We start from the raw sequence: 15,886 nt of genomic DNA, 5'->3' as shown, positions 1-15,886 counted from the left end.
GTGTTAGAGAGACGGGGTAGGTCAGTCAGCGGTGACCCGCGTGGAAACCACACGGGACGAAAGGACTGCCTGACCGTGCCGTCTACTCACCACTCTCTTCCGTCGCTACAAAACACCTCCGGTCGCCGGACCCGACCCCTCCGTCTTTACTCCGCGGCGAGTGCGACGCCGAGTGCGACCATGACGCCGCCGCCCGCCCAGTTCAGCGCCGAAGAGAGTCTCGTCTCCGCGAGTGCGCGCCCGACGCGCACCGACGCGAGGGCGACTACCGAGAGGTACGCCGCCGTGAGGACGGCGTACGTCGCGCCGAGGAGCGCCATCCTGACCTCGGCACCCGCCCCCGCGCCCGCGAACCCGGGGAGGAAGGCGAGGAAGAACAGCGCCACCTTCGGGTTCAGGGCGTTCACGAGGACGCCCCGGCGGAAACTCCCCTCGGGGTCCGTCTCCACCTGCGGGTCGAACTCCCCCTCGCGGAGGGCGGAGACGCCGAGGTAGACGAGGTACGCCGCGCCCGCGTACTTCAGCAGTCGGTACGCCGTCGGCGCGGCCCGCAGGAGTGCGGCCAGTCCGAGCGTCGCCGCCGCGGTGTGGAGCAACACGCCCGTCGAGATGCCGAACGCGGACCGGACGCCCGCCCCGCGGCCCTGCATCCCGCGGGCGAGGACGTACATCGTGTCGGGGCCGGGCGTGAGTACGAGGGCGAGTGCCGCGCCGCAGAAGGCGAGATAGGTGGCCGCGGAGAGACCGGCGACGGAGGCCATGCGCGTCGGTTGTCGGTCCCGATAGAAGAATCTCCGGCCCGCGAGGCGGGCCCGGGAGTGCGGCGACGAGGGCGTCGGTGTACGCCGCCGCCGAACCGGACCGCCGAACGCCGTCCGACCGACGGATAAAGCCTTTACACGTCGCCTCGCGTAGACTGTTTCAATGGTACTCGACAATCTCGGGAGTTCCCTCCGCGGCAGTCTCGATAAGCTGCAGGGGAAATCTCGTCTCAGCGAGGAGGACGTCGAGGAGATCGTCAAGGAGATTCAACGCTCCTTGCTCTCCGCCGACGTCGACGTGAGCCTCGTGATGGACCTCTCTTCGTCCATCAAAGAGCGCGCCACGGAGGAAGAACCGCCGGGCGGCACCTCCGCGCGCGACCACGTCCTCAAGATAGTGTACGAGGAACTCGTCGGTCTCATCGGCGAGTCCACCGAAATCCCCCTCGAACCGCAGACGATCATGCTCGCGGGTCTGCAGGGGTCCGGGAAGACCACCACCGCCGCGAAGATGGCGTGGTGGTTCTCGAAGAAGGGCCTGCGCCCCGCCGTCATCCAGACGGACACGTTCCGCCCCGGCGCGTACGACCAAGCAAAGCAGATGTGCGAACGCGCCGAGGTGGACTTCTACGGCGACCCCGACGAGGAGAACCCCGTCAAAATCGCCCGCGAGGGCCTCGAAGCCACCGAGGACGCCGACGTCCACATCGTGGACACGGCCGGCCGACACGCCCTCGAAGAATCCCTCATCGACGAGATAGAGGACATCGAGTCCGTCGTCGAACCGGACCGCTCGCTCCTCGTCCTCGACGCGGCCATCGGGCAGGGCGCGAAGGAACAGGCCCGCGAGTTCGACGACTCCATCGGCATCGGCGGCGTCGTCATCACGAAACTCGACGGGACGGCGAAGGGCGGCGGCGCACTGACCGCCGTCAACGAGACGGATTCGTCCATCGCCTTCCTCGGCACCGGCGAGACGGTGCAGGACATCGAACGCTTCGAGCCGAACGGCTTCATCTCTCGGCTCCTCGGCATGGGCGACCTGAAGCAACTGTCCGAACGGGTCGAACGCGCCATGGCCGAGACCCAAGAGGAGGACGAAGACTGGGACCCCGAGGACATCATGAAGGGGTCGTTCACGCTGAAGGACATGCAAAAGCAGATGGAGGCGATGAACAAGATGGGTCCCTTGGACCAGGTCCTCGACATGATTCCGGGTCTCGGCGGCGGGTTGAAAGACCAGTTGCCGGACGACGCGATGGACGTCACGCAGGACCGCATGCGCTCGTTCGACGTCATCATGGACTCGATGACCGAGGAGGAACTGGAGAACCCGCGCGTCATCGGCGCGTCGCGCGTCGAGCGTATCTCGCGAGGGTCGGGTCAGGACGAGGAACTCGTCCGCGAACTGCTCCAACAGCACAAGATGATGGAGCGCACCCTCAAGCAGTTCCAAGGCATGGGCGACGGCGACATGCAGCGCATGATGAAGAAACTGGAGAACCAAGGCGGCGGTGGCGGCGGCATGGGCGGTATGGGCGGCCTCGGCCCGTTCGGCGACTGACCGCGCCGCCCGACGAGGCCGACCGTCCGCCGACGAATCGCCGACCGACCGAACGTCTTTCTCTCCTCTCTTCGATCGCGCGCCGTCAGCCTCGCGTCCGACGAACGCGCCCGCGGACGGCGGTAAGGCAGACGTTAAACGGCGGAACGGCCGACTGTCGGACCTCTGCGGGCGGTCCCGCGGCGCGCCCGGTCGGACGGGTTTACTGACGGTCTACTAATGCTCCGTACGGGAGTCTTCCCTCCATGGACGTCGCAGACTGTTCGAGACAGTGTGAGATGATTCTCGACGAACTATCGAACGCGGTCATCGCCGACCGCTCGGTGTTAGAGTCGATACTCGTCGGCTACCTCTCGCGGGGCCACGTGCTCTTGGAGGACGTGCCCGGGACGGGGAAGACGCTCACCGCGCGGTCGTTCGCGCGGGCGTTGGGACTCTCCGCCTCGCGGATACAGTTCACGCCGGACCTGCTCCCCGCCGACGTGATGGGGACGCACGTCTTCGACGAGCGGACGAGTTCGTTCGACTTCCAACCGGGGCCGGTGTTCGCGAACGTCGTCCTCGCGGACGAGATAAACCGCGCGTCGCCGAAGACCCAGTCCGCCCTGCTGGAGGCGATGGAGGAGGGGCAGGTGACGGTGGACGGCGACACGTACGACCTCCCGGACCCGTTCTTCGTCATCGCGACGCAGAACCCCGTCGAACAGGAGGGGACCTTCGAACTGCCGGAGGCCCAGAAGGACCGCTTCATCGTCAAGACGAGTCTCGGCTTCCCGGACGAGGAGGGCGAGCTCGAAATCCTCGACAGGCGTGCCGACCGGACGGAACAGACGCCCTCCGCGAGCAGAGTCTGCGCGGACGGGATGGCCGAAGCGCTCAGACAGTCGCCTGAACGCGTCCACGTCGGGCGCGAGGTTCGACGCTACATCGCGCGGGTGACGCGGGCGACGCGGGAGGACGGCCGCGTTCGCTCCGGCGCGTCGCCGCGGGCGACGCAGCGACTGTTCGAGGCGAGTCGCGCCGTGGCCGCCGGGGACGGGCGCGAGTTCGCGACGCCGGACGACGTAAAGCGGATGGCCGGGCCGGTGCTGGCGCACAGACTCGTCCTCACGCCGGACGCGCGCGTCGAGAACGTGGACAGGCGGGACATCGTAGCGGACATCCTCGGCCGGTTGGACGTGCCGTCCGTCGAGCGCCGAGTTCAGTGAACGAGGTAACGCAGTAACGGGGCGAAGAGCGGTAGAAGAAGTGCGGAAAAACGGGATGTGACGGTCCCGGGGTGGTTCTGCTCAGTTCGACAACGCGAGCAGCAGCGCCACCGCGCCGCCGAGCAAAAGCAGCAACCCGACGAGGGGCACGTCCGTCACGTTCAACTCGGAGACGCCGAACGCCGCGCCGACGACGGCCGCGCCGTACGCCGCCGTCGCGCCGGAGTGGCCGAGTTCGACGGGCCACGCCCGCGCGCGCCGGCCGACGTGTTCGCCGAGGGAGACGGCGTTCTCGCCCGCGTCCCACGCGACGACGGTCGCGGCCGTCGCGGCCAGAATCGGGACGGCCTCCACGCCGGTCATCAGTCCGGCGAGGAGGACGCAGACGACGAGTGCGCCGCTCCCGGCGCTGACGAGGCGGCGGGGTCGAATCCCCGGAACCGGGGCGAGGCCGGCGCCGAGGAGGCAGACGCCGAGTAAGCCCGAGGCGACGACGAGGCGGTGCGGTAACGTCTCGGCGGCGAGGACGCCGACGCCGACGCCGCCGACGGCCAGTCCCGCGCCGACGGCGAGCAGTATCGCGCCGAGCGACTTGCGTCCGATTCCGCCGTCGCCGCTGACGTTCACCGCCGTACGCGCCGCGAGTGCGCCGAGGACGACGAGAGCGACGGCGGCGGCGAGCGAGAGCGCCGACGCGCCGTCGGGCGCGACGAGGGCCACCGTGCCGACGGCGGCGGCGAGGGAGGCGGCGCTCCCGACCCGCGTGGGGTACGAGAGGAACGTCACAGGCCGCGCTCCTTGGCCCGGAGCAGTTCCGGACCGAGCGGTTCCTTCGGCGACCACGGGACGACGGTCACGCCGCCGCTTCGGAGCCTGCGTATCCTGTCGTCGCGTTCGACCGCCGCGAAGCGACTGCCGGGCGTGTCGTCGGCCGTCACGTCCGGACAGACGACCGTCACCGCGGTTCGGCTGCTCTCCAGTTCCAGCGCGAACGACGCCACCTCCTCGTCGGTCAACGGCGAGAAGAGGAACACCTGCGTCTGCTCGCCGAGGCGGCGGCGAATCTCCTCGAACTGCCCGCTCGTGGACCACTCGGCGTCCACCGACGGCGGCACCGTCGAGAACGCGGGGTGACTCGCCATCAACTGGCGGGCGTCGGCGAGGTGGTCCGTCCCGCGGCCGGGTCGGTGCCAACAGAGTTCCCGACCGACCGCGGCCAGACCGACGGAGTTTCGACCGCTTCCGACCGCCGTCAGCAGTTGCGAGATGGCCTCCCGGCTACAGGCGACGGCGTTGGGTTCGTCCTCGTCCGTGGCGCGGTACGCGGCCGGGCGGGCGTCCAGACAGAGCAGCACCGACGCCGGACGCTCCTCTCGGAACTCGACGGTCGAGAGTTCGCCCGTCTTCGCCCGGCGCTTCCAGTCGATGCGGGACATCGGGTCGCCGGAGTGGTACTCGCGGGTCTTGTGGAACTCGATGCCGCTTCCGCCGTCGGCGGTCAGCACCCGACCGCTCCCGAGCGTCGTCTGTTCCCGGAGCGGAACGTCCGGGACTGCGGCGGCACACTCGATTGCGGCGTCCGTCGAGACGCTCGTCTCGACTTCCGTAGCGCCCGTGATGTCGCGGGCCACCGCCGTCGCGGGGTCGAACTGGTGGCGGCCGTGTTCGGCCGTCACGGCGTAGGAGAACTCCGTCGTCGAACCCGGTCGGAGGACGGCGGCGTGCCGCGGCGTCCCCTCGCTGACGCTCAGCATCGGCGGGACGCCGTCGACGATTCGGAGGTCGGTCAGCGTCGAGTCGCCGACGTTTCGGACCCGGACGGTCACCGTCACGTCCTCGCCCGCCGCGGGGTCGGTCGGCGTCATCGACCGCGACACGTCGAGTTCGACCGAGGGCGGCGACCGGAGCCATGGGTACGCCGCGAAGCCAGCGCCGACCGCTCCGGCGAGCAACACCAGCGGTTGCGTCGCGAACACGCCCACCGCGCTCGCGAGCAAGGCGACGGCGGCGACGCCGCGCCACCGCCGCGTCCGGCGGACCGTCGTCATCGCGCACCTCCCGACGCGTTCGCGGCGTTCGCGGCGTTCGCGGCGTTCGCGGCGTTCGCACCGTTCGCCGCACGTCCGGTCGAGGGAGCCTCGCGGGCGTCGGTTCCGTGTTCGTTTTCGCGCCCGTCGAGGCGGCAGACTTCCTCGGCCGCGCGCCGGGCGCCGCGTTGGAACGACGACCGCCGCGAGAGGAGGGCGGCGAACCGCGCCCGCAACGGCGAGCGTCGCGCGTCGCTCACGAACGCCGCCGCCGTCGCGTCGTCGGTCCACTCGCCGCTCTCGACCATCGCGTTCGCTCGCTCCCGAGAGACGTTCTCTCGCCGCATCACCGCTCGCTCGGCCGCCCGCCGAATCCGGTCGCGGAGTCGCTTCTCCTCCTCGGTGGGGCGGTGCGGGAGCAGGTGCATCCGCTCCGTGACGCTGCGGTCGAACCGAACGCCGGGATAGGCGGCGTGTTGGACCGTCTCCGGTTCCGGCATCGTCGCTTGGTCGATGCCGTCGAGTCCCCGGAGGGCGACCACGGCGACGACGAGGACGGTGGCGAGGATGCCGACCGCGGCCGCGAGCAGGTAGTCGTTGCCGACCGCTTCGACGAGGGCGTCCGACGGGACGGCGTTTCCGACGGCCGGCACCGCGACGACGAGGACCGCGAGCGAGAACACGGCGATGCCGACGAGGCCGAGCGCTATCCGGACGTTCCGCCTCATCGCTCCTCCCCTCCGTCGGTCAGGAGGTCGGTCCGCACGTCGAGGCGGTCGAGGTTGCGCCGCACCTCTGTGCGGCGGGCCTCGGTCACCTCGCGTTCGCCGTACTTCACCTCCTCGAAGACGCGGCGGATTCGCTCGACCGCGTCGGGGTCGAGGCCGTTTTCGACGGCGGCGTCGGCGCACTCCGCGGGCGTCTTCTGCCACGGGTTCTCGACGCGCGTCGCGCCGACGACGGTGAGCCACGCCCGTTCGATATCGTTCTTCGGCGCGGGGACGCCCGCGGGCTCGTCGGGCCTTTCGCCCTCCGGCGGTTCGAGGAACGACGCCACCCGGTCGCGGTAGTAGACCAGGAGCGCCAACACGAGAACCGCCGCTAACAGGGGAAGCCAACTCTGTCCGGGGTCGGGGACGTCGCCGATGCCGCCGACCGACTGTTCGGGCTGGTCGCCCTGCGAGGAGCTGGAACTCTCCGGTTTGTTCTTCTCTACGTCCTTCTGCTGTTGCCCGGAACTCCCGCCGTCGCGCCGTTGGTGCCGCTGCTCGGGTCCGTCGTCACCGCTCGCCTGCTTCGTCATCGACCCGTCGGACCCTTTCTCGGCCGACGTGCCGCCGGATCCTTCCTCGCCGGTCATGGCTCGCTTCAGCGTCCCGGTGTCCGACTGGCTGAGGGGGATGAGGTCGTGTCCGACGTTGATGACTTCGTCCGGCGTCGACGAGACGGACGATTGGAGCGTCGTGGAGGCGACGCCCACCGAGGTGATGCACGCGAACGCGACGACGAGCGTTGCGATTGCTCGTACGTTCATCTTCGTGTTCGTCGGGGTGTCTCTCCGACTCGATTCGTTGTGACGACGGGGTACTGCGGGGGGGTCGCGTCCGTCGCCGCGACTGGCGAACAACTCACGTCGGTACGAGTCGTCGGCTGTACGGCCTAAGGCATTTTTTGGAGGTATACGGGACTCTCCGCGAAACTAACTGGTAGTTAGCGACCGCCTTCCCCCCGCCCGTTCGTCGCCAGACGCCCGACTTTTAACGTCTCCGTACGTTCCATCGACTATGACACTGCGCGACGCCGCCGCGGAGGCGTACAGGGAGGCGCTTCCGGCGCTCGTCGCGTCCGTCGGGGGCGGCCTCCTCGCCGGCGTCGTCCTCTCCGGGATGGAGGCCGAACTGAAGGCGGTTCCCGGCCTCCTCGTCATCGTGCCGGCGTTGCTCGCCACGCGGGGGAACGTCTACGGGTCGCTCGGCGCGCGAATCGCCACCGCGCTCCACCAGGGGCTCATCGAACCCCGCCTCTCCGGGGCGGACGAACGACTCCGCGCCGCGGCGGCGGCGGCGTTGGCGAACGGCGTCCTCGCGTCGGTGTTCGCCTCCGTCGTCGCGTACTTCCTCCTCCTCGTCCTCGGTAGAGAGGTGGCTTCGGTGTGGGTGCTCGTCGGCGTCGCCCTCGTCGCGGGCGTCCTCTCGGGTCTCGCGCTCACCGCCGTCGTCATCGCAGTCGTGTTCGCGGGCTACCGGCGGGGACACAACCCCGACACGCTCGTCGGTCCCCTCGTCACCACCACCGGCGACGTGTTCGGCGTCCTCTTTCTGCTCGTCGCGGTTCGGTTCGTGCTTCTCGTCGGGGGTGTCGTCTGAATGCGGACGGAGTGGACGGTCAGAGCCATCACGCGCGCGATGCTCCCCGTCCTCCTGATATTGACGCTGGTCGAACTGGGAAGCGGACTCGTCCTCGGGAGTTTCGAGGCGCAACTGTACCGGTACCCCTCGCTTTTGGCTCTCGTCCCCGTCACCATCGGCACCGCGGGTAATCTCGGAAGCATCCTCGCGGCGCGCCTCTCGACGGCGTTCCACCTCGGGACGCTCACGTTCGACCCGGCGGACGAGGAACTGGCCGGCAACTCCCTCGCCACCGTCGCCCTCTCGGTGACCGTCTTCCCCGTCATCGGCGTCGGCGCGTGGGGGCTGACGGCGCTTCTCGGCGGCGTCCAACTCCCGGTTACGACCGTCGTCGCCGTCTCCCTCCTCTCGGGCATCGTCTTGGCGTTCCTCGCCATCGGCGTGACGATGACGACGACGTACGCCGCCTACCGGTTCGGCCTCGACCCCGACGACGTGGTCATCCCCGTCGTGACGAACACCTGCGACGTTCTCGGCGTGGTGGTGCTTTTCGTCTCCGTGCAGCTATTAGTGTGAGCGAATCGAGGCCGAGATATGACGGTGCTCGACCGGGGGACCGCACTCGCCGTCGCGGCGGGTCTGTTCCTCACCGCGATGGGCGCGTTAGCCATCGTAGACCCCAAGATTCAGGGCGCGCGTGACGTGAACGTCATCGACTCCGAGGAGGTGGGTTCGGGCGAGAAGTTCGGCTCCCGCCTCGGCGGCGTCGTCCTCGCGGCGATGGGACTGTTCGTGCTCTTTCTCGTCGTCTACATCAAACTCGGGTACGGCTTCTAGCGAATCGACGCCGATTAGGTCCGTCGGACCCGACGCTCGAACGTGCAGGTCGTCGAAACGTTCGCGTCGCTGTGGCCCGTCCTCGCGGAGGTTCTCCCGCGCGTCGCGAGCATCGCCGCCCTCATCGCCGTCGGCGTGTTCCTCGCGAACGTCGCCGTCGGGTTCGGCTTGGTGCAGTACGTGGCCGCCGTCTCGCGGTACCTGACGCGCCCGGCGAACCTCCCCGACGAGGTGGGCACGGCCATCTTCACCACCGCCGCCTCGACGACGGCGGGGTACGGGATGCTCGCGGAGTTCCGCGAGTCCGGCATGTTAGACGACAGGGCGACGCTCGTCGCCGTCACCATGAACACGTTCTTCGGATTCGTCCAGCACATCTTCACCTTCTACGTGCCCGTCCTCGTCCCGATCCTCGGCCTCGAAGTCGGACTGCTGTACGTGGGGACGCGGGCGGCCGTCTCCTTGGCCATCACCGCCGTCGGCGTCCTCGCGGGCGCACTCCTCCTCTCGGAGCGAAACGTCGATAGAACCGCCGCGGCCCAGACGGACGGCGGCCCGGACGCGGAGGACGACGACTCGGCCCGAGACGTCGTCGCGGCGGCGGCGCGGAAGACGTGGCCGAAGTTGAAGCGCATCGTCCCCCGTCTCGTCGTCGTCTACCTCGTCGTGACGCTCGTCGTCCGGACGACGGACCTCCAAGCGCTCACCGCCGCGGCGGACCCCCTCGCGACGTTCGTCGGCCTCCCCGGCGCGTCCATCCCGGTCATCGCGGTGTTCGCGTTCGATACCACCGCGGGCGCGGCCACCATCGCCCCGATGGTCGGTGGGACGTTCACGCCGCGGACGGCGGTGGCGACGATGCTCCTCGGCGGTATCGTCTCCTTCGCCGTCTCGACGTTCAAGCGCTCCATCCCCTTCCAGTACGGCATCTGGGGCCCCCGCTTCGGGTCGAAAGTCGTCGCCGTCAACACCGCCCTGAAGGTGGTGTTCATCGCCGTCGCGTTGGTGTTCCTACTCGCCGTCTGATTTCGGTCCGAGAGAGACGCGCACGCCGTCGGGTGCGGACGAGCCCCACTCGTTCGGGAACCGCCGCGGCGGAACTCGCTACGGGCCGTCGAATCGAACTCACCGGGTAGGGACGGTAGATACTGGTACTGTTCCACCCAGTCTCTTCAGTAGCCGTACATATAGGTTTCGGCATAAGTCTGTTTTACTTACAATGAGATCACCTGACATGGCATCGAATGACAACCTCTCCGGTCGAGACGACAACCGCGTTGAACTCCACGTCCCGAGGGGCGAATCGGAGTCCGTGATACAGGTGACGTTACGAACGTTGGCCGTCATGCGGAACGTTCCGATCAGCGACCTCGAACCGCTGTACGAACGGATCGAACCCGACGCGTTGGTCGACCTACTCAGCCACGCGGAGGAGTGTAACGCGGCGGTCAGCGTCGAGTTCACCGTGGAGGGGCACACCGTCGCCATCTCCCACGAGGAGGGCGAGCATCTCGGCGATTCGAATCCGGTCGTGGTCGAAGTCGTCGACGACGCCTGACACCGCGACGCGCCGCGAACCGGAGTCGTCCCTCGCCGAGATGCGGCGCTGGTTCGACTCTCCGCTCCGTCGGGTCGTTCGAGCACGCCGACACTCGCGTTACGGCGGTCGAAGACCGTCTCGTCTCGACGACTTCGGTCGGTTCGCCCTCGAACGAGTGCTACAAACTACCAAGGGACTGCGGTTCGAACTTCCTCCATGGACGGCAGAACGTACGAGTTCGAGGGGGGACGGCCGGAGATTCACGAGAGCGCTCGCGTGAGTCGGGAGGCGACGCTCGTCGGGGACGTGCGGGTGGGCGCGGACGCCAGCGTCTGGCCGGGCGTCGTCCTGCGGGGCGACGTCTCCGCGGTTCGCGTCGGGGCGGAGTCGCACGTCGGCGACAACGCGGTGTTGCACGCCGCCACACTCGGGGAACGCGTCATGGTCGGACACGGCGCGGTGCTGAACGAGGCGCACGTCGAAGACGGAGCGCTCGTCGGGTTCAACGCGACGGTGAACACCGGCGTCAGCGTCGGCGCGGACAGCATCGTCGCCTCCGGCACCGTCGTCCCCGAGGAGTACGAGATTCCGCCGTCGTCGTTCGTCCGCGGCGTCCCGGCGCGCGTCACGCCGCTTTCGGAGACGGAGGTGGATCCGACGGAGACGTTCGAGGCGTACCACTCCGGTGCGTACACGGACCTCGCCTCGCGGCACGCGGAACTGTTCGAGGGGGAGTGAAGGGGAGGAGAGTACGCGGGACGGCCGGACCTACCGGTCGAAGTCCAGCGGTTTTCCGTCCTCGGTGGGCGGGGCGATGTGGTTGATGAACTCCTCGACGGACGGTTCGCGGACGTCGACGTAGACTTCGATGTCGCCGAGTTCGTCGGGGTTGCCGACGGCGAAGTTGACGACGCCCTTGAACGCCGCCTGCTTCTTCAGCGCGAAGGAGAAGCCGTCCTCGTCGGCGCGCTTCTCGAACTCACGGCGGGCGGTGTCGAGTATCTCCTGTTCGTGCAGTCGCTCCGAGAAACGGTCTAACGAGTGGGTCTCTCCGACCAACTGTCCGGCCTCGTGTTCGAACTCGACGTTCGGAAAGAGGTTGCGCACGGCGTCTTCGACCCGGTCCGTCACTTCCGTCTCTCTGACGGGCGCGACGATTCGCGCCTCGATGCTGTATATCATTCTGTCACCTCGTTTCTCTCGCGGAGTGCCTCGGGTCCCTCGCGAAGGAGCGTCAGCACCTGCTCGCGGAACCGTTCGAGCGTGTCGGTGTTCTCGATGCGCACGTCCGCGCGGTCCATCGCTTCGTCCATGCCGAAGCCGAGTTCGCGCTCCTCTCGGGCTTTCAGCGCCTCGCGGTCTAAGTCGCTGTCGTCGCGCGCCCGGTCAAGCAACCGTTCGGCGCGCACCTCGAACGGGGCCTCGATGCTCGCGAGGACGAACTCGTCGCCGAACGCCATCTCGAAGCAGTCCAGTTCGACGCCCGAGCGCAGGCCGTCGACGAGGACCACGTCGGCGTCTTCGAGTTCCGACTCGATGAGCGGTAGCGACCGCTCCGCGATGGCCGTCGGACCGTCCTCCTCGCGGAGCGCGGTGGCTACCTCGCCGTGGTGTTCCGCGGGGTCGAGTCCGCGTTCGCGACACTCCTCGCGGATGACGTCGCCCATCGTCACGACGGGGATTTCCTCCTCGCGGGCGACGGCGGCGGCTTCGCCCTTGCCGCTGCCCGGGAGGCCCACGGTTCCGATGACCTTCATCGTCGCCCGTTTCACGTCTGCCGGACTTAGGGCTGCCGTTCCACCTTTTTACGGTTCGGGTGCGCGAAGCGCACCGCTCACCGTAAAAATCTGGACCAAAAAGGCCGCTCGCTCCCTCCGGTCGCTCGCGGTTCCACGCCCTTGTCCTCCCTTCCGGCATCATCCGGCGAGCCTTTTCCTTTCGAGCGACTGTCTTCCGACGTAAACGACCGCTCTCTCGTCGTCCGGGCTCTGTGGTTCGTCCTCGTCGGGTGGTGGGCGACGCCCCTCGTCGCCAACCTCGCGTGGGCACTCAACGTGACCGTCTTCCTCGCGCCGGTCGGCGTCAAACTCGTCAACCTCGTCCCGACGGTGCTGACGCTGAAGGAACCGCGCTCTCTGACCGACCCGGACTCCGCCCGCGGTCAGCGCTCGCTTCTCGTGCGGGCGCTGTACTTCGTGTTCGCCGGGTGGTGGCTCGGGTTCCTCTGGGCGAACGCGGCGTCGTTCCTCGCCGTCACCGTCACCAGACTACGTCTGGTGGCCTGCCGAAGTCCCTTCGGCACCGTCGTCGGCCTCCCCGTCGCGGTGTGGATGCTCAATCGCCTGCCCGCGGTCACCTCGCTGTACCGATTCGACGGGTAGCGGACGAAACCCACATCGCTTTTCATCTGTCGGGGTTTGTGTGAGAACGAGGGCACGTAGCTCAGTCCGGATAGAGCGTCGGACTTCTAATCCGACGGTCGTGGGTTCAAATCCCATCGTGCCCGCTATCTGCGAACGAAGTGAGCAGTAGCGGCGCGTACGGGATTTGAATCAGGGAGCGAAGTGAGCGACCGTGGTTCAAATCCCATCGTGCCCGCTCGGCCTCGTTCCACTCGGCCTCACGGCCACGATGTTGTCCCACTCACTCGCTACGCTCGTTCGCGGGACTCCCATCGTGCCCGCTATCCGCGAACGAAGTGAGCCGTGAGTAACGAGTGTGCCGTTCTCTCTCCCGACGACTGACGCCTTCGTCACTTCACGTCCAACGGCCGCCCGCACTCCGGGCACTCCTCCTCTACGATGGTCACCTGCGCGTCGCAGTCGGGACACACCTCTCGGTAGCACGCGGGGTCTCCCATGCCAACATCTACCTCACTCCGGGGGAAGAACGTTGCGTCCGTTCCGTCGGACGACGGAACGGGTCGTCACCCGCCGATAACGGCGGACTTCGGCCGGTCTACCCCTGAGTCTGCGTTTCGGTCGCAGTACCGGTCGCGGTTCCGTTTCCTCCCGACTCGGTGCCTTCCATCTGCGTCGTCCCGGTGGCCCATATCTCGTACTTGTTGAAGTCCTGCACCCACTCCGAGGAGAACGAGACGACGAAGTTCCACGTCTGGCCCGGTTTGAGGGTGTTCACGTTCTGCGCCTCCGTGGACGTGTAGAACTGCCCCGCTCTGTCGCCCGTCTCGTTCAGCGGCGAGACTTTCACCTCGGCGTACTCGAACGTCTTGTCCGTGGTGTTCTTCAGAACGCCCTCGACGCCCGCGGCGTCTCCCGACTGGAAGAAGTTGTGTTCCGTGATGTTCAGACCGTTCGTGGACTCGGCGGTCACTACCGTCCCCTCCATCGACCCGGACGTGCCGGTGGACTCCGTGGTTCCGGTCGCTTCGGTTCCCGACTCCGTCTCGGCCGTCGTCTGCTCTGCCGTGGTTGTTTGGCCCGCCTCGGTTCCGCCAGCACCCGTTTCGGTTCCGCCGCCGGATTCGCCGCTACACCCGGCGAGGCCGACGCCGATTGCCACCGCCCCCATTCGTTCGAGAAACGCTCGGCGACTCTGGTCCATTACGTTCGTGGTATATGCTCCCGAAGTACGTGGCTATCGCGGCTACACAGTTTGGCGCGGCGGGACGGAGCCGTCGCTGTCGGGCAGGTAGCGTCGAAAGAAAGTCGGGTTCGGCGTACGGGCCGACGTTCGAGAGGCGATTCGAGGCGGAAGATCGGATGGGGGTGGGTGTGGCCTATCGGGGGGCGCTCACATTGCGCCGCCCATGCCGCCCATACCGCCCATGCCGCCCATACCGCCGCCCATGCCGCCGCCGGGCATGTCGTCGCCGTCGTCGTCGCCGCCCGTCTGGCCACCGGAGAGGTCGCCAGCGGCGATGACGTCGTCGATGCGGAGGATCATGACGGCCGCTTCCGTCGCGCTCTCGATGGCCTGCGTCTTCACGCGGAGGGGTTCGACGACGCCCTCGGCCTCCATGTCGATGACTTCGCCGGTGTAGGCGTCGAGACCCGCCGCGAACTCGCCGCCGTCGTGGCGGGCTCGGAGGTCCACGAGCGAGTCGATGGGGTCGAGACCGGCGTTCTCGGCGAGCGTGCGCGGGATGACGTCGAGCGCCTCAGCGAACGCTTCGACGGCGAGCTGCTCGCGGCCGCCGACGGAGTCGGCGAACTCGCGGAGCTTCAGGGACAGTTCGGTTTCGGGTGCGCCGCCGCCGGGGAGGACCTTCCCGTCTTCGAGCGTCGTGCGAACGACGCCGAGGGAGTCGTCGATGGCGCGTTCGACTTCGTCGACCACGTGGTCGGTGCCGCCGCGGAGGATGAGCGTGACGGACTTCGCGTCCTCGACGTCCTCGACGAAGATGCGCTCGTCGCCGCCGACGTCCTTCTGGGCGACGGAGCCGGCGAAGCCGAGGTCGGACTCCTCGATGTCGTCGAGGGAGCCGACGACGCTCGCGCCGGTGGCGCGGGCGAGACGCTTGAGGTCCGAGGACTTCGCGCGGCGGACCGCGAGGATGCCCTCCTTCGCGAGGTAGTGCTGGGCCATGTCGTCGATGCCGTCGCCGACGAAGACGACGTCGGTGCCGACGTCGACGAGCTCGTCGACCATCTCCTTGAGCTGTTCTTCCTCTTGGTCGAGGAACTGCTGGAGCTGGTCGGGGTCGGTGACGTTGACCTCGGCGTCGATTTCGGTCTCGCGGACTTCGAGCGCGCCGTCGAACAGCGCGACGTTGGCGTCCTCGACCGCGTACGGCATGTTCTCGTCGACGCGCGTCTTGTCGATGATCGCGCCCTCGACGAGTTCGGAGTTGTCGATGGAACCGCCGACGACCTTCTCGACGGAGACGTTCTCGGTGTCGATACCGTCCTCGTCTGCGACGGCCAGTACGGCGTCTACGACGAGTTCGGCCAGAAGGTCCTTGGCGGATTCGGCGCCCTTACCGGTCATCGCCGTGGCGGCGATTTTGACCAGCGTCTCGCGGTCGTCCTCGGACACTTCGATGGCGTTCTCGTCGAGAATCTCCTTGGCCTTCTCGGAGGCCTGACGGAACCCTTGCGCGATGGTCGTCGCGTGGACGTCCTGTTCGATGAGTTCCTCGGCCTGATCGAGGAGTTCGCCCGCGATGACGACGGCCGTCGTCGTCCCGTCGCCGACTTCGTCCTCCTGCGTCTCGGAGACCTCGACGATCATGTTCGCCGCGGGGTGGTCGATGTCCATCTCCTTGAGGATGGTCACGCCGTCGTTGGTGACCACGACCTCGCCGGAGTTGTCGACCAGCATCTTGTCCATCCCCTTCGGACCCAGCGTGGTCCGGACGGACTCGGCCACGGCCTTCCCGGCCGTGATGTTCATCGATTGCGCGTCCTTCCCCTGTGTGCGCTGGGAGTCTTCGCCCAGAATAATCATGGGCTGTCCCTGCTGCATTCGCTGAGACATATTCACTCGTGAGGTTGTTTGCGATTCTATAAAAAAGTAACGGCAGGGCGCCTGACAAAACGGCGCACGGGGGAGGGGTCAACCGTGCTAGCAACTGCCATGATTTCGGGGTGTTTATTACGCCGCCGGTCGGCGTCGTCGGGCGAATCGCCTCCGGTCGTC

At 67.7% G+C, this 15,886-nt stretch carries 18 protein-coding genes and 1 tRNA gene; 10 read left to right on the top strand and 9 right to left on the bottom strand.

All coding sequences use genetic code 11. The features are described 5' to 3' along the window. Positions 1 to 146 precede the first annotated feature (146 nt). Positions 147 to 761 carry a LysE family translocator gene (locus BLS11_RS14060; RefSeq protein ID WP_092538378.1) on the bottom strand — a complete coding sequence of 205 codons (615 nt, stop codon included), beginning with the start codon at positions 759 to 761 and terminating at the stop codon, positions 147 to 149. Positions 762 to 924: 163 nt separating this feature from the next. Between BLS11_RS14060 and BLS11_RS14055 the strand changes: the two genes are divergently transcribed. Both BLS11_RS14055 and BLS11_RS14050 read left to right on the top strand, forming a co-directional pair. After that, complete coding sequence (locus tag BLS11_RS14055) at positions 925 to 2,325, top strand: signal recognition particle protein Srp54 (RefSeq protein ID WP_092538377.1); 1,401 nt, start codon at positions 925 to 927, stop codon at positions 2,323 to 2,325. Between the two features lie 245 nt (positions 2,326 to 2,570). Next, on the top strand, positions 2,571 to 3,533 hold the full coding sequence (locus tag BLS11_RS14050) for an AAA family ATPase (protein WP_092538376.1): 963 nt from the start codon (positions 2,571 to 2,573) through the stop codon (positions 3,531 to 3,533). 81 nt (positions 3,534 to 3,614) lie between these two features. On the opposite strand, the gene BLS11_RS14045 is transcribed toward BLS11_RS14050, so the two are convergent. Genes BLS11_RS14045 through BLS11_RS14030 form a run of 4 tightly spaced genes read right to left on the bottom strand, consistent with a single transcriptional unit; the run spans position 3,615 to position 7,094 of the window. Continuing rightward, entirely contained in the window at positions 3,615 to 4,319 is a 705-nt protein-coding gene (locus BLS11_RS14045; protein WP_092538375.1) for a DUF7519 family protein, read from the bottom strand. Continuing rightward, positions 4,316 to 5,581: a DUF58 domain-containing protein gene (locus BLS11_RS14040; protein WP_092538374.1), complete on the bottom strand. Its 1,266-nt coding sequence runs from the start codon at positions 5,579 to 5,581 to the stop codon at positions 4,316 to 4,318. Before BLS11_RS14040 ends, BLS11_RS14045 begins: the two co-directional genes overlap by 4 nt. Then, positions 5,578 to 6,288 carry a DUF7269 family protein gene (locus BLS11_RS14035; RefSeq protein ID WP_092538373.1) on the bottom strand — a complete coding sequence of 237 codons (711 nt, stop codon included), beginning with the start codon at positions 6,286 to 6,288 and terminating at the stop codon, positions 5,578 to 5,580. The genes BLS11_RS14040 and BLS11_RS14035 overlap by 4 nt, the downstream gene beginning before the upstream one ends. Continuing rightward, on the bottom strand, positions 6,285 to 7,094 hold the full coding sequence (locus BLS11_RS14030; protein WP_092538372.1) for a DUF4129 domain-containing protein: 810 nt from the start codon (positions 7,092 to 7,094) through the stop codon (positions 6,285 to 6,287). The genes BLS11_RS14035 and BLS11_RS14030 overlap by 4 nt, the downstream gene beginning before the upstream one ends. A 250-nt stretch (positions 7,095 to 7,344) precedes the next feature. On the opposite strand from BLS11_RS14030, the gene BLS11_RS14025 reads away from it, so the two are divergent. The 6 genes from BLS11_RS14025 (at position 7,345) to BLS11_RS14000 (ending at position 11,023) form a co-directional block, all read left to right on the top strand. After that, positions 7,345 to 7,926, top strand: a complete 582-nt coding sequence (locus BLS11_RS14025; RefSeq protein ID WP_092538371.1) for a magnesium transporter — start codon at positions 7,345 to 7,347, stop codon at positions 7,924 to 7,926. Further along, the gene (locus BLS11_RS14020) at positions 7,927 to 8,484 is read left to right on the top strand and encodes a magnesium transporter (protein ID WP_092538370.1); all 558 of its coding nucleotides are present in this window, start codon (positions 7,927 to 7,929) and stop codon (positions 8,482 to 8,484) included. 18 nt (positions 8,485 to 8,502) lie between these two features. Then, a complete protein-coding gene (locus BLS11_RS14015) occupies positions 8,503 to 8,745 on the top strand; it encodes a hypothetical protein (RefSeq protein WP_092538369.1) in 243 nt (80 codons plus the stop codon). Positions 8,746 to 8,787: 42 nt separating this feature from the next. Beyond that, positions 8,788 to 9,771, top strand: coding sequence for a nucleoside recognition protein (locus BLS11_RS14010; RefSeq protein ID WP_092538368.1), 984 nt, complete (start codon positions 8,788 to 8,790; stop codon positions 9,769 to 9,771). A gap of 208 nt (positions 9,772 to 9,979) precedes the next feature. Beyond that, entirely contained in the window at positions 9,980 to 10,303 is a 324-nt protein-coding gene (locus BLS11_RS14005; protein WP_092538367.1) for a HalOD1 output domain-containing protein, read from the top strand. A gap of 198 nt (positions 10,304 to 10,501) precedes the next feature. After that, the gene (locus BLS11_RS14000) at positions 10,502 to 11,023 is read left to right on the top strand and encodes a gamma carbonic anhydrase family protein (protein WP_092538366.1); all 522 of its coding nucleotides are present in this window, start codon (positions 10,502 to 10,504) and stop codon (positions 11,021 to 11,023) included. A gap of 30 nt (positions 11,024 to 11,053) precedes the next feature. On the opposite strand, the gene BLS11_RS13995 is transcribed toward BLS11_RS14000, so the two are convergent. Then, positions 11,054 to 11,467, bottom strand: coding sequence for an RNA-binding domain-containing protein (locus BLS11_RS13995; RefSeq protein ID WP_092538365.1), 414 nt, complete (start codon positions 11,465 to 11,467; stop codon positions 11,054 to 11,056). After that, positions 11,464 to 12,042 (bottom strand): AAA family ATPase, encoded by a 579-nt coding sequence (locus BLS11_RS13990; protein ID WP_092538364.1) that lies wholly within the window; start codon positions 12,040 to 12,042, stop codon positions 11,464 to 11,466. Before BLS11_RS13990 ends, BLS11_RS13995 begins: the two co-directional genes overlap by 4 nt. A 189-nt stretch (positions 12,043 to 12,231) precedes the next feature. On the opposite strand from BLS11_RS13990, the gene BLS11_RS13985 reads away from it, so the two are divergent. Continuing rightward, a complete protein-coding gene (locus BLS11_RS13985) occupies positions 12,232 to 12,666 on the top strand; it encodes a YccF domain-containing protein (RefSeq protein ID WP_092538617.1) in 435 nt (144 codons plus the stop codon). Between the two features lie 50 nt (positions 12,667 to 12,716). Next, positions 12,717 to 12,791 (top strand) — tRNA-Arg (locus BLS11_RS13980). Between the two features lie 452 nt (positions 12,792 to 13,243). On the opposite strand, the gene BLS11_RS13975 is transcribed toward BLS11_RS13980, so the two are convergent. Together BLS11_RS13975 and thsA are read right to left on the bottom strand one after the other, a co-directional pair. Further along, on the bottom strand, positions 13,244 to 13,849 hold the full coding sequence (locus tag BLS11_RS13975) for an FxLYD domain-containing protein (protein ID WP_092538363.1): 606 nt from the start codon (positions 13,847 to 13,849) through the stop codon (positions 13,244 to 13,246). A gap of 189 nt (positions 13,850 to 14,038) precedes the next feature. Next, positions 14,039 to 15,694 carry a thermosome subunit alpha gene (thsA, locus tag BLS11_RS13970; protein ID WP_092538362.1) on the bottom strand — a complete coding sequence of 552 codons (1,656 nt, stop codon included), beginning with the start codon at positions 15,692 to 15,694 and terminating at the stop codon, positions 14,039 to 14,041. Between the last annotated feature and the right edge of the window lie 192 nt (positions 15,695 to 15,886).

This window comes from Halopelagius longus, assembly GCF_900100875.1.
GTDB classification, from domain to species: Archaea; Halobacteriota; Halobacteria; order Halobacteriales; family Haloferacaceae; genus Halopelagius; species Halopelagius longus.
Note: the sequence above shows the minus strand (reverse complement) of the source record. Positions and strands in the feature narration are given on the sequence as shown.